The sequence below is a fragment of the Sphingomonas sandaracina genome (assembly GCF_036663695.1).
Taxonomy (GTDB): domain Bacteria; phylum Pseudomonadota; class Alphaproteobacteria; order Sphingomonadales; family Sphingomonadaceae; genus Sphingomonas.
The window spans coordinates 628,824-641,875 of sequence record NZ_JAXOJK010000002.1 but is presented as its reverse complement, the minus strand read 5'-3'; the positions used below and the strand labels follow the sequence as shown (position 1 = coordinate 641,875).

11 protein-coding genes are annotated in these 13,052 nt (G+C 65.0%); 5 read left to right on the top strand and 6 right to left on the bottom strand.

The genetic code is table 11. The features are described from left to right. Positions 1-16: 16 nt before the first annotated feature. Positions 17-1,249, top strand: coding sequence for a glycosyltransferase family 4 protein (locus U1707_RS08305; protein WP_332799598.1), 1,233 nt, complete (start codon positions 17-19; stop codon positions 1,247-1,249). Here U1707_RS08305 and U1707_RS08300 read toward each other — a convergent pair. The 3 genes from U1707_RS08300 to U1707_RS08290 all read right to left on the bottom strand — a co-directional run bounded on the left by U1707_RS08300 (position 1,165) and on the right by U1707_RS08290 (position 4,505). Then, complete coding sequence (locus U1707_RS08300) at positions 1,165-1,929, bottom strand: glycosyltransferase family protein (protein ID WP_332799597.1); 765 nt, start codon at positions 1,927-1,929, stop codon at positions 1,165-1,167. The two genes, U1707_RS08305 and U1707_RS08300, sit on opposite strands and share 85 nt — an antisense overlap. A gap of 392 nt (positions 1,930-2,321) precedes the next feature. Further along, on the bottom strand, positions 2,322-3,998 hold the full coding sequence (locus tag U1707_RS08295; RefSeq protein ID WP_332799596.1) for an inorganic phosphate transporter: 1,677 nt from the start codon (positions 3,996-3,998) through the stop codon (positions 2,322-2,324). A gap of 111 nt (positions 3,999-4,109) precedes the next feature. Next, complete coding sequence (locus U1707_RS08290; RefSeq protein WP_332799595.1) at positions 4,110-4,505, bottom strand: UrcA family protein; 396 nt, start codon at positions 4,503-4,505, stop codon at positions 4,110-4,112. Positions 4,506-4,657: 152 nt separating this feature from the next. Here U1707_RS08290 and U1707_RS08285 point away from each other — a divergent pair, with 152 nt between their 5' ends. Next, a complete protein-coding gene (locus U1707_RS08285) occupies positions 4,658-6,949 on the top strand; it encodes an ATP-dependent helicase (protein WP_503676857.1) in 2,292 nt (763 codons plus the stop codon). 425 nt (positions 6,950-7,374) lie between these two features. Here the strand turns inward: U1707_RS08285 and U1707_RS08280 are convergent, their stop codons facing one another. Both U1707_RS08280 and U1707_RS08275 read right to left on the bottom strand, forming a co-directional pair. Next, positions 7,375-7,671: a HigA family addiction module antitoxin gene (locus tag U1707_RS08280; protein WP_332799593.1), complete on the bottom strand. Its 297-nt coding sequence runs from the start codon at positions 7,669-7,671 to the stop codon at positions 7,375-7,377. 101 nt (positions 7,672-7,772) lie between these two features. Continuing rightward, the gene (locus U1707_RS08275; RefSeq protein WP_332799592.1) at positions 7,773-7,928 is read right to left on the bottom strand and encodes a hypothetical protein; all 156 of its coding nucleotides are present in this window, start codon (positions 7,926-7,928) and stop codon (positions 7,773-7,775) included. A 216-nt stretch (positions 7,929-8,144) separates the two neighbouring features. On the opposite strand from U1707_RS08275, the gene U1707_RS08270 reads away from it, so the two are divergent. Both U1707_RS08270 and U1707_RS08265 read left to right on the top strand, forming a co-directional pair. Continuing rightward, complete coding sequence (locus U1707_RS08270) at positions 8,145-8,450, top strand: hypothetical protein (protein ID WP_332799591.1); 306 nt, start codon at positions 8,145-8,147, stop codon at positions 8,448-8,450. A 103-nt stretch (positions 8,451-8,553) separates the two neighbouring features. Then, entirely contained in the window at positions 8,554-9,105 is a 552-nt protein-coding gene (locus tag U1707_RS08265) for a glycine zipper 2TM domain-containing protein (RefSeq protein ID WP_332799590.1), read from the top strand. Positions 9,106-9,240: 135 nt separating this feature from the next. Here U1707_RS08265 and U1707_RS08260 read toward each other — a convergent pair whose 3' ends face one another. Continuing rightward, positions 9,241-11,355, bottom strand: coding sequence for a prolyl oligopeptidase family serine peptidase (locus U1707_RS08260; RefSeq protein WP_332799589.1), 2,115 nt, complete (start codon positions 11,353-11,355; stop codon positions 9,241-9,243). Positions 11,356-11,478: 123 nt separating this feature from the next. Here U1707_RS08260 and U1707_RS08255 point away from each other — a divergent pair, with 123 nt between their 5' ends. After that, the gene (locus U1707_RS08255) at positions 11,479-12,873 is read left to right on the top strand and encodes an MFS transporter (protein WP_332799588.1); all 1,395 of its coding nucleotides are present in this window, start codon (positions 11,479-11,481) and stop codon (positions 12,871-12,873) included. Positions 12,874-13,052 lie beyond the last annotated feature (179 nt).

The window sequence follows — 13,052 nt, the reverse complement described above, 5'->3', positions numbered from 1 at the left end:
CGCGGAGTATCACGTCGTGAGAATTGCCCTGCTGACCTGGGCGTATCCCCCTGAAAACAGTGGACTTACCCGCGCCGCGCGCGAGATCGCGCACGCGTTGGCGGATGCCGGCCATGATACCGTTATTTTTACGATGGACCGCCGTAATCGCGAGAAAGACGGCCGCGTGGACGTCGTTGGCTGCGGCCTGCGCGAGCGATCGTTCGCCGCGTGGCTGCGCAAAATGCCCGGGCTTGGTCATATCGTGGCGCCGCTCGCCTTTCGCGCTGCGCTCGTCCGCGAGCATCGTCGCGATCCGTTCGACGTGGTCGAGGCGACCAACTGGTACGCGCCGGGTCTGGCGATCGCGCTCGCAGGCCCCGTCCCGCTGGTGACGCGCAACTCGACGCCGGCCGCAAGCACGGCTGCAACGGTCACCAGCCTGCGCGATCGGTTCGATCGGTCTGTCGCCATGCTCGCGGAACGGGTCACCGGGCGTCGCAGCAAGGCGTGCATTTCGAACACCGCCGCCCACGGGGACAAGATCGCGGCGCTGTATGGCGTCCCCGCCCCGGATGCGAACGGACGGCACGCGGTGATTGGCCTCAGTTTGCCGCCCGAAATCGTCGCTCGGGGCAAGGCCGCCCGCTATCCGACCGACGAGCCCATCGCGCTGCTGTTCGTCGGCCGCAACGAGCATCGCAAGGGCTTCGACGCGTTGATCATGGCACTGCGTATTCTTTCGCGCCGGGCCGATTCCGGTATGCCGGATTTCCGCCTGACGATCGTCGGTGTTCCGGCAGAGGAGATCGGCGCGCTGCCGGCATCGGCCCGCGCGCGCCTGACCTGTCTTCACCGTGTCGACGAGCCCCTGCTCCACGATCTCATCGAAGCTGCGCACGTCGTCGTCGCGCCGTCACGGTACGAAAGCTTCGGGATCGTCTATCAGGAGGCGATGGCATTCGGCCGACCGGTGGTCGCATGCGCGGAAGACCCAAGCGCACGGTTGTTCATCGGCGACAGCGGCGCAGGGCTCTTAGCACGACACTGCACCGGCGACGATCTCGCAACGCAGATACAGCGGTTGATCGAAGACCCACACCTCCGCGCGCATTATGCCGCGGCAAGCCGCACGGCGGCGGGCATGTTCGCACGCGACACCTTGGCCGCGCAGACCACCGCGCTCTACCGGACCGCGATCGGATCGAACGGCGCGAGCAGCAACGCCTCGTCTTGCGCCCTCCCTGCCCCAGTCGACATCGCCTCGTAGATCCGCGTCCGCTCACGCACCCGCTCCCCGTCGAGCCGGTGTTCGAGCGCGCCGGCCAGCGCCAGCGAACTCTCGACGAACGGGACGACCGGCCGCTCGTGAACGCGCCCGGCGAACCGGATGTCGCTGCGATTGAGGCGGTACTGGATATCGGGATACGACGCCGACTGCACGCCATCGACCAGATTGCGGCGCGGCAGCCCGAGCGAACGCAGTCCGTCACGATCGGCCGCCGCCGCCAGCCAGCCGATCGCCGCGATCAACGCGTCGTCGGGGCGCTCGTCGGTATCGATCTGCAGGACCCACCGGGTCTGCATCATGTCCTGAAGACGGTTGCGTTGCCCGGCAAAATCGCCGTCGAGCGGATGATGCGCGACCTCGACCCAGGGCATTCGCGCGGAGAGTGAGTCCGCCTCGCTAGCATCACCATCGAGCAGCACGACGATCCTCGTGAAGTCGTCACGCAACAGCGTCACCAGCGCGACGATATCATCGGCATCGCGCGCGCGCGCGATCATGCCGAGACCGATTTGGTGAGCGGTCGTGACGGCAGGCGTGGCATGGGCGCTCGCCGGCCGATAATTGTATGGAAACCTGATTTCGCCAGCCCCGACAGCGATCGGTTCGACGTCGTACCCAAACCGCCACGCGGCGTTGCGCAGCCCCGCAGGGTCCAGCATCCACCGCGCCGCCGGCTGATGGTCAAGGTCGACAACGCCGCTTCGAAGCCGAGCCCTGACCTCTCCGGCAGCCGTAGCGACCTCGGCCACGTCGCGGACCATCAAACGGCAATGGCTACACTCGGTCCATTCGCCGCGCGTCAGCCAGTCCCAATTTCCGCAGATCGAGCATCGTAGGTGCATGCTTGGCCAACCTATCGGGTCAACAGCGGTTCCACGCCACAGGCACGCACACAGCCGACCTACCGCAACACCGTCATGCTGACCAACCCGGTCATCCTGACGAACACCGTCATCCTGACGAACACCGTCATCCTGACGAAAGTCAGGATCCAGAGCCACGCAACCGAGCGCGAATTACGCTGGGTAACGACGTTCGTCAGGTATCCCGATCAATACCCCAGCGTGTGCGCCAGCATCAGCAGCAGCCAGTACAGGCCGCCCGACAGCAGCATCGCTACCGGCAAGGTCATCACCCAGGCCAGCGCCATGTTCATCACCGTCCTGCGCTGCAATCCTGCGCCGTTGGCGACACTGGCACCCGCAACGCCGGACGACAGGATGTGCGTCGTCGACACCGGCAACCCGTAACGGACCGCCAGCAGGATCGTCGCCGCCGCCACCAGTTCGGCCGACGCGCCCATGCCGTAGGTCAGATGCGACTTGCCGATCTTCTCGCCGACCGTGACCACGATCCGCTTCCACCCCACCATCGTCCCGAGCCCAAGCGCCAGCGCGACCGAGATCTTGACCCAGGTCGGGATGTAGCGCGTGCCCTGCTCAAGCTGTCCGCTATAGCTTTTAAGCGTGGTGATCTCCCGCGCGGTGAAGCGGCTCTGGGCGGCCGTATCGGCGGTGATCAGCTTGGTCGTATCCAGTAACAGGTACATGTCGTTGCGCAGGTTCGGCGTCGCCGCGGCGGGAACCTTACCGAGCGAACCATAGCCCGCGATCCGTGTCGAGACGTCGTCCGACAGCGTCGACAACGCGCCGTAGACGACCGGATCGGCGACGTGCTTGGTCTTCAGCGCGCGCGTCACTTCGGTACGCGCCGCGACGACGTCTGTCGGGGCGCCGTTCGCATGCGCCACAAACGCCGTCGAAGCATCGCGGGCGGCCTGCACGAAGGCCGGCATGGCGCTCTCCGGCATCGTCCGGTTCAACGCATAGGCGGTCGGCGCGCATCCGATCAGGATGAGCATGATCAGCCCCATCCCCTTTTGCCCGTCGTTGCTGCCATGCGCGAAGCTGACCGCGGTGCATGTCCCGATCAGCAACGCGCGGATGCCGTGCGGCGGCGGCGTGGCCCCCTTCGGCGCCTCGTACAGTTTCGGATCGCGCAGAAACCGCTTCATCACGAGAAGCATCAGCAGCGCGCCCGCGAAACCCACGATCGGGCTGAACGCCAGCGCGGAAAGCACTTTCCACACCTGTGCCATGTCGACGCCCGAGGTGCCGTCCGTGCCGCCGTTGATGATCTGGTTGGCCAGGCCGACACCCAGGATCGACCCGATCAGCGCATGGCTCGACGAATTGGGCAATCCGGCGGCCCAGGTCGCGAGGTTCCACACGATCGCCGCCAGCAGCAGCGCGAAGATCATCGCGAACCCGCCGACGCTGCCGACGTTGAGGATCAGGTCGACCGGCAACAGCGTGATGACCGCATAGGCGACTGCGCCCGACGACAGCATCACGCCGAGGAAATTGAAGAATCCCGACCAGACCACGGCAAGCGGAGCCGGCATCGAATGCGTGTAGATGACGGTCGCGACCGCGTTGGCGGTATCGTGAAACCCGTTCACGAACTCGAACCCGAGCGCGATCAGCAGTGCAAGCGCGAGGAAGGCGAATGCCCCGCCCGCCAGCGTCTCGCCGACCTGCGCGGTATCGGTCGCGATGCTGAACCCGGCATAGGCGAGCCCGCCGATCAGGACCGCGAGAAACAGCCAGCGGCCGGACGGGTGAATCGAATGATCGAGCTTCGGACCCGACGGCGCGGACCGCAGGCTGGCGATCGACTCGCCCGTGTCGGCCGTGATCGCGTCGGGCATCAATGTTGAACTAGCCATAATGGTTTGCATTCGGCCCTTAGCATGACAGTCTTATGACAACGCCGCATCAAGTCTGAGTAATATAGGTCAATGCGGGACGGCAACGTGGCCGCCCCGCCTGCCCCCTGTTCAACGGCCCGCGCGAATGCTCGCCAACTGCGTACCATCGCGCACGAACATCTTGGCGATCTGCGTGCTCGCATCCGCGGTCATCTCCTGACGGCATTGCTGCGAATCGGACAGTCCTTTCAGACCGGCGATACGGGGCGCGCACGCGCTGCTGATCGCCGATGCCATCCGGCGCTGGAACCGCGTCCGTCCGGTTTCGCTGGACATGTCGAGGCCGGCAAACGACACACGTACGGATACGGGCTCGCGCGCCGGACTTGCCGAGACGCCAGTCGAAAACAGGCACGCGGCGGCGATCGCCGCCGAAGCGACGCTGATCGAAATCTTCATGATGATGTCCTCAATGCTCCTGCGGTCCGCATGCGCGATCGCCTGCGGGCGACGGCGCTTGCGCATCGGGAGGCCTTTCTGAATGCGCCTTCTCCGACGACGAACCACGTCGCTGCGCACGCCCTAGACGCTCTCCGTGACGCCCGCGTGTCGCTTTCGCGACGTTTCGGCGGTTGCCCGATCGGCTGCCGTTCCCTACCTGTTCACCGGTGAACCAGATCGCCCAATCGTCCGACGCGCAAAGCCAACCGCCCTATCTCCGCGGCCTCAATCCGCCGCAGCGCGAGGCGGTGCTGACCACCGACGGCCCCGTGCTGATCATCGCCGGCGCCGGCACCGGCAAGACCGCGGCGCTTACCGCGCGGCTCGCACACCTGATTTTCACGAAAAAGGCGTGGCCGTCTGAGATCCTGTCGGTCACCTTCACCAACAAAGCCGCGCGCGAGATGCGCGAGCGCGTCGGGCGCCTGGTCGGCGACGCGGTCGAGGGAATGCCCTGGCTCGGCACCTTCCACGCGATCGCCGCGAAGATGCTGCGCCGTCACGCTGAGCTGGTCGGCCTGCAATCGAACTTCACTATCCTCGATACCGACGACCAGTTGCGGTTACTCAAGCAGTTGATCCTCGCCGCCGACATCGACGAGAAGCGCTTTCCGACCCGCAGCCTCGCCGGGCTGATCGACCAGTGGAAGAACAAGGGTCTCGTCCCCGCCGATATCGATGCGGGCGAGTCCGAACGCTATGCCAACGGCCGCGGCGGCGAACTGTACCAGCAATATCAGGCGCGCCTGATCGCGCTCAACGCGTGCGATTTCGGTGACCTGCTGCTCCACATGCTCGTCATCCTGAAGACGCACCGCGACGTGCTGGCGCAGTATCAGCAGCGCTTCAAATACATCATGGTCGACGAGTATCAGGACACCAACTCGTCGCAATATCTCTGGCTGCGACTGCTCGCGCAGGAGCGCAAGAACATCGCCTGCGTCGGCGACGACGACCAGTCGATTTATTCCTGGCGCGGCGCGCAGGTCGAGAACATCCTGAAGTTCGAACGCGACTTCCCCGGCGCGAAGGTCATTCGCCTCGAGCAGAATTACCGCAGCACGCCGCACATCCTCGGCGCCGCGAGCGGAGTTATCGCCAACAACGGCGGTCGCCTCGGCAAGCAGCTCTGGACCGAGCGCGACGTCGGTGAGAAGGTGAAAGTCATCGGCGTCTGGGACGGCCCCGAGGAAGCGCGCCGCGTCGGCGAGGAGATCGACATCGTCCGCCGCTCGGGCAAGAGCCTGGACGAGGTCGCGATCCTGGTCCGCGCGCAGCACCAGACGCGCGAGTTCGAGGACCGCTTCATCGCGATCGGCATGCCGTACAAGATCGTCGGCGGCTTCCGCTTCTACGAACGCGCCGAGATCCGCGACGCGCTCGCCTATCTCCGCGTCGTCAACCAGCCGGCCGACGACCTCGCCTTCGAACGCATCGTCAACGTTCCCAAGCGCGGCCTCGGCGACAAGGCGGTCGCGCGCATCCACCAGCTGGCGCGCGCCACCGGCACGCCGCTGACTACCGCCGCCGCGCGTATCCTCGACACCGACGAGCTGACCGGCGCCGCCAAGAAGTCGCTCGGCCGGCTGGTCGGCGACATCGCGCGCTGGCGGGAGATGGCGCGCGACCTGCCGCATGCCGAACTCGCCCGCCAGCTGCTCGACGAAAGCGGCTACACCGCGATGTACCAGGCGGAAAAGTCGGTCGAGGCCACCGGCCGGCTGGAGAACCTGAGTGAACTCGTCCGCGCGATGGAGGAATACGACTCGCTCGGTGCGTTCCTCGAACACGTCTCGCTGGTGATGGACAATGAGGGCGGCGCGCAGGACCCACAGGTCACGATCATGACCATCCACGCCGCCAAGGGCCTCGAATACGACACGGTGTTCCTGGTCGGCTGGGAAGAAGGCCTCTTCCCGTCGCAGCGCTCGCTCGACGAGGGCGGCGTGAAGAGCCTTGAGGAGGAACGCCGCCTCGCATACGTCGCGATCACGCGCGCCCGCCGCCTGGCGGTGATCCTCCACGCCGCCAACCGCCGCATCTACGGCCAGTGGAATTCGTCGATCCCCTCGCGGTTCGTCGCCGAACTCCCCGCCGAACATATCGACACCGAAACCACCATGTCCGGCGGCGCGAGCCTGTGGCAAGCCAACTGGTCCGACCGCGCCGACCCCTTCGCCGACGTCGCCCGCGGTACCGGCCGAGGCCCCGGCTGGCAGCGCGCCTCAGGCAGCGCGGCCGGCACCGGCAGCAGTTTCTCCACCAAACCCGCCCGCGTCGTCGAAAGCCGATCCAGCGCCATCAGCCTCGGCAACAAAGGCCGCGACGACCTGTCGCTCGGCATGCGCGTCTTCCACCAGAAGTTCGGCTACGGCACGATCGCAGAGATCGAAGGCAACAAGCTGGAGATAGACTTTGAGCAGTCGGGGCGCAAACGGGTGATGGATAGCTTCGTGACGATAGGATGAAGTAACGCGTCTACATTCGCTCGCTGCTGGACGAGTCATTTTCTCGCGCATTTCCGTAAACTTGCAACTTCCGGTCAATTCTGAGATCATCTCTCAAGACTTCGAGTCGGAGGTGGATACATGTCGGGTAACAAGCGAACGATTCCCGAGATTCGTTCTCGACTTCGTGAGATTGCAGACGAGTACGGCATCGAAGAACTTCACGATCTAGCCGACGAAACGTATCGAAATTCGCCCATCACGCGTGCCTCGGTGCGAAGCGCACATTTTACGCCGGAACTCGCGGAGGATATCAGGGTATTTGCTGCCAGGTATCCAAAGCTACACCAACGTGACGTGGCCCAGAAATTCAACGTAAATCCCGGTCGCGTATCTGAGGCGTTGACCCACCAAATGTAAAACAATCTGAGGTGATGTTGAGGCGCTTAAGCCGCCACGCGTTCCACCTCGATCTCGCCCTCACGCATCCTCGCTTGCGCCAGATCATACGCCGCCTGCATCCGCATCAGCGTTTCAGCCTGTAGACCGAACGCCTTCTCGAACCGGATCGCCATTTCAGCCGACAATCCAGCTCGGCTTCCCAATAGGTTGCTCATCGCCTGTCGCGTCACGCGCAGTCTCGCGGCTGCGTCCGTCACGCTCAATCCATGCGGCGTGACGATTTCAGCGCGTAGCCAAGCACCTGGGTGAACCGCAAAACTCACATGAAGCTTGATCGCCATCAGTGATAATCCTCTAGATCGAGATCCTCGATGCCACCTGCATCGTTGATCCGAAACGTCATCCGCCAGTTCTTCGTCACTGTCAGCGACCATAGGCCTGCTCAGTCACCTGCCAATCGATGCGCGCCGAAATTGGGTGGCACCGTCAGTTCGTCCACCACTTCGACAGCGGCGAGATACGCCAGCATATTTCGCAACCGATCGACCAGATTGCCCGGCAATCCCTTCGACCGGCCGGTTTCGGCGAACGACCGCAACGCTTTATGTCGAACGCTATCGATTACCATAGTGGAACGTGCGCTATTCGGGCCGGCGCGTCAACCGTCGCTTGTCGCTTTACGATTATGGAGTTGGATCTGAGGACTTGAACGATGCCAAACCTGTACCGCAGCCGACAAGTCCGTTCAGGAACGATGTCGCTCGATAGCCGTATCACCGACGCATCCCGATTGTCGGGTTCGAGAGGACATCTCATGAAGTTTACGCATCTCATCGCTGCCGGGTTGGCCTTCGCGACGCTCGGCCTCGGCGCCGCCGCTCCTGCCGAGGCACAGCGCGACCGCGGGCATAGCGAGCAATATCGCGACAATGATCACCGCGGGGATCACCGCGGTGACCACCGTGGCGACCGACGCGATTTCCGCCGCAACGATCACCGTAACGATCGTCACGACGACCGTCGCTACCGTGGCCGCGGCAACGATCGTCGCAACTGGAACAACAATCGCCGCTGCCGCACGGAATGGCGCAATCATCGCCGCGTGCAGATCTGCCGCTGATACCGGCAATCCATCGCGCAAATTAGCGCGTTGATGCCGGGTGGACGGTGGTATCATGCCGCCGTCCATGCCTGCGTGTGACCCTCTGATAAGGATTTGGACCATGAAGCGTTTCTTCGGCACGGTTGCGGTGATTGCGGCGACGTGCCTGTCCGCTGCCACGCCGGCACTTGCCCAATCGCAGGCAGACGATGCGCGATTCGCCGCCGCACAGGCGCGGCTCGACAGCGAACTGCAGATCTTCCGCACGGAATTCGATCGCTACCAGTCGGTAAGCGGCAATCGTGGCGGCTATGCGCCCCAGACCGGCTACCGCACCGCGCCCGATCGCAGCGGCGGCTATCAGGAGGCTTATCCCGACGAGCGCGACGAAGGCAATTACGACCCCTCGCGCTATTACCGCACCGGTCCGAACTATCAGGAGCGCACGCTGTCCACCAACGACCGCGTCTATGCCGGCCAGGACGGGAAATATTATTGCAAGCGTAGCGACGGCACGACCGGGCTGATCATCGGCGCGGCCGGTGGCGGCATCCTCGGCAACGTGATCGATGGCGGCCGTTCGCGGATCGTCGGTTCGCTGCTGGGTGCAGCGGCCGGTGGCCTTGCCGGGCGTGCAGTGGACCAGAACAACAGCCAGGTCCGCTGCCGCTAGGTTCAAGCCGCCAGCTAACTGCTCCCCCGCGAACGCGGGGGCCCAGGATTACAAGCGATAACGTTCGTGACCCTGGGCTCCCGCCTTCGCGGGAGAACGGCAGGGAGTAGCGGGAGACGGCAGGAGCCGCACCCCCTACTCAGCCACCCCGACCAGCTTCTGCGTGAAATACGTCATCTGCAACGCCTGCAACCGAGCACCCTGCTCGATATCCGCATCCCCCGAATGCCCGCCTGCGGTATCCTCGTAGAACAGATACGGCAGGCGATATTCCTTCAAACGCGCCGCGAACTTCCGCGCATGCTGCGGACCCACGCGGTCGTCCTTGGTGGTCGTCCAGATATACGGCTCCGGATACGCGACGCCCTTCTTGATGTTCTGATACGGCGAGATTGTCTCGAGGAACGCCTTCTCCTCCGGCACCGTCACCGATCCATATTCGTCGACCCACGACGCGCCCGCCGCGATCCCCTCGTACCGGATCATGTCGAGCAGCGGCACCTGGATCGTCACCGCCTTCCACAGGTCGGGATGCTGGTTGAACTCGACACCCATCAGCAGCCCGCCGTTCGACCCGCCATAGATGCCGAGCTTGGCCGGGCTCGTCAGCTTCCGCGCAAACAGGTCCTTCGCGACCGCGGCAAAGTCGTCATAGATCACCTGCCGCTTGGTCTTCCGCCCGGCGTCATGCCACTTGGGCCCAAACTCGCCGCCACCGCGGATGTTGGCGAGCACATACGACCCACCGCGCTCCAGCCAAAGCTTGCCGGTGACTCCCGAATAGCTCGGCGTCATCGACACCTGGAAACCACCATACGCGGTCATGATCGTCGGCGTCGTCCCGTCGAGCACGATGCCCTTCTTGTGCACCACGAAATACGGCACCTTCGTCCCGTCGGTCGAGGTCGCCTCGAACTGCTCGACGACGTCGTTCGACGCATCGAACTTCGGCGGCAGCGTCTTGATCGGCTTGGGCGCCGCGGCCGTCGCAGCGTTCAGCGAATAGAGCGAGGTCGGCGTCAGGAACCCGGTCACCGTCAGATACGCATCGTCGCTGCGATCGGTCGTGCTCGCCACGTCGATCGAGGCGTTGTCGGGCAGCACGATCGGCTTGGCGGTCCAGCCCCCTGCCCCGTGCGTATAGACCGACGCGCGGCCACGGACATTGTCCGAGACCACCAGCAACAGCTTCGACTTGGTCAGCGCCATCCCGTCAACCGACTGGCGCGGCCCCGGCGCGAACACGATCGTCGGGTTGATCGTCCCCTTCTCGACCTCCGCGAGCGGCGCGGAGGCAACCGCGCCCTCGGGAATCTTGCCCCACGGGTCGCTGGTCGAGAAGATCACCTGTCCGTCGATCATCCCCGCCGGGAACGTACGATCGGGCAGCGCGAGCGGACGCGTTCCCGCAGGCGTCCAAACCAGCTTGTCCGCACCGAAGAACGTCTTCCGACGCTGGATCACGACCAGTCGGTTGCCCTTCTCGTCGGTCAGCACGTCCGCGCCGGTCGGTCCCTGGTCGGTCGCCGCTCCGCGATACACTTCGGTCGCGGCGGTCAGCGGCTGGCCGCGCTTTACCTGCTTCAAGACGAACGCATAGCCCGACTGCGTCGTCGTCCCCGCGCCCCAGTCGCGCGCGACCAGCAGCGTATCCTTGTCGATCCAGCTCACATCCTGCTTCGACTTCGGCAGCGTGAAGCCGTTCGCCACGAACGCGCCGGTCGACAGGTCGAACTCGCGATACGTCACCGCATCCTCGCCGCCTTCCGACAGCGCGACCAAGCACAGACGCTCCTCCGGCAACAGGCAGGTCGAACCCTTCCAGACCCACTGCTTGCCCTCCGCCTTGCCCAGCGCATCGAGATCGAGCGCGGTCGTCCATTTCGGCGTCGCCGACGCGTAGTCCGCCGCGCTGGTCCAGCGCCACAGGCCATGCGGGTGATCGGCATCGCGCCAGAAATTATAGATCCGCCCGAACATCTGGTTCGGCATCGGGATGCGATCCTTCGCCGACGCGATCGCCAGCGCCTCGGCATAGAAGGTCTTGTAGCGCGGATCGTTCTGCAGCCGCGGCAACGTCTTCGCATTCTCCGCCTCGACCCAGGCGAGCGGCTTCGCGCCGTCCTTGTCCTCGAGCCAGATATACGGGTCGGCCGCGGTCGTATCGGTTTTGGTCATCGGTGCGACTTGGGCAATGCCCGACGTTCCCGCAAGCAGCGTCGCCGCCGTTGCAACCCAGATACGCCGCATACTCAACTCCTTACCGTCACCCCGGACTTGTTCCGGGGTCCACCGTTCCGCATAGGAAACCGCGGCGAGTGTGCGGCAGGGTGGACCCCGGAACAAGTCCGGGGTGACGAAGGAAGTCAAATTATGCAGGACGGCCTGCCCAAACCGCGCCGCTTCATCGCCATCGCGGCGATCTCGGCGGGCACCGCGCTGACGATCATCGACGGCGGCATCGCCACCGTCGCGCTGCCGACGATCGCCCGCGACCTCGACGTCGGCAACAGCACGGTCGTCACCGTCGTCACGGTGTACCAGCTGATCCTGGCGATGGCGCTGCTCCCGTTCTCCGGACTCGGCGACCGGATCGGGCTGAAGCGGATGTACCAATATGGCCAGCTGCTGTTCACGGTTGCGACATTGCTCTGCTTCTTCGCGAAGAGCCTGCCGTTCCTGCTGATCGTCCGCGCCGCGCAAGCCCTGGGTGCCGCAGCAGCGCTCAGCGTCTCGTCGGCACTGATCCGCTCGATCTATCCGGCGAAGCAGCTGGGCCGCGGGCTCGGCATCAACTCGGTCGTCGTTTCGAGTTCGGCGGCACTGGCGCCGACCATCGGCGGCCTCGTGCTCGCGATCGCGCCCTGGCCCTGGGTGTTCGCCAGTGCGGTGCCGTTCGCGATCGCCAGTCTCATGCTCGGCCGCGCGCTGCCCGAACCATGCCGACGTGACGAACCCTTCGACGTCCTCGGCGCCGTGATGTGTACTGCAATGATCGGCCTCGTCATCGGCGGCGCGGAAAGCGCGGTGCATGGCGACAGCCCGATCGTGTCGGCGGCGATCGTGCTGACCGGCGTGGTGATCGGCTGGTTCTTCGTGAAGCGCGAACAGGGCGAGACCAAGCCGATCCTGCCGATCGACCTGCTCGCCCGGCCCGTGCTCGCGCTGTCGGCGATCAGTGCCTACACCGCGTTCATCGCGCAGATGACGCTGCTGCTTTCGACGCCGTTCCGCCTGACGCATGCTTACGGCTTCAGTGCGGCAGAGGTCGGCGCGGCAATCGCACCGTGGCCGCTGGCGAACATGGTCGTCGCGCCGCTGTCGGGATGGCTGTCGGATCGCTATCCGGCTGGGCTGCTCGGCGGGATCGGCATGGGAGTGTCGATCTGCGCGCTGCTGCTGATCGCGTACATGCCGGCGGACCCGGGATATTTCGATATCGCGTGGCGGATGGCGTTGTGCGGATCGGGGTTCGGGATGTTCATGGCACCCAATGCGCGGCTGATCATCGGGTCCGCGCCACGCAAACGCGCCGCTGCAGCTGGCGGCCTCGTTTCCACGGTCCGGCTGGTAGGCCAGACCACCGGCGCCACCCTGGTCGCCACCCTCCTGGCCATGGGTGTAGGCGCCGGCATGACCCCGCCGCTCGTAGCCGCCGGTCTAGCGCTGGTGGCAGGCCTATGCAGCCTAAGCCGCCTCCGCCCCTCGATCCGCAATCCGCCGACCGAGGAAACGCAGGACGTCCAGCCCGCGCCACAGGCGCGGTAACCACTTCTCCCTCTCCCCTGCGGGGAGAGGGTCGGGGTGAGGGGCAGCCCCAAACGCTGCCCTGCTTGGCTACCCCTCACCCCAGCCCTCTCCCCGCAGGGGAGAGGGAGCAGAAGAAGAAGAATGTTCACCCCGAAGGCGGGTGCCCAGTCTGGGTCCCCGCCTTCGCGGGGACACAT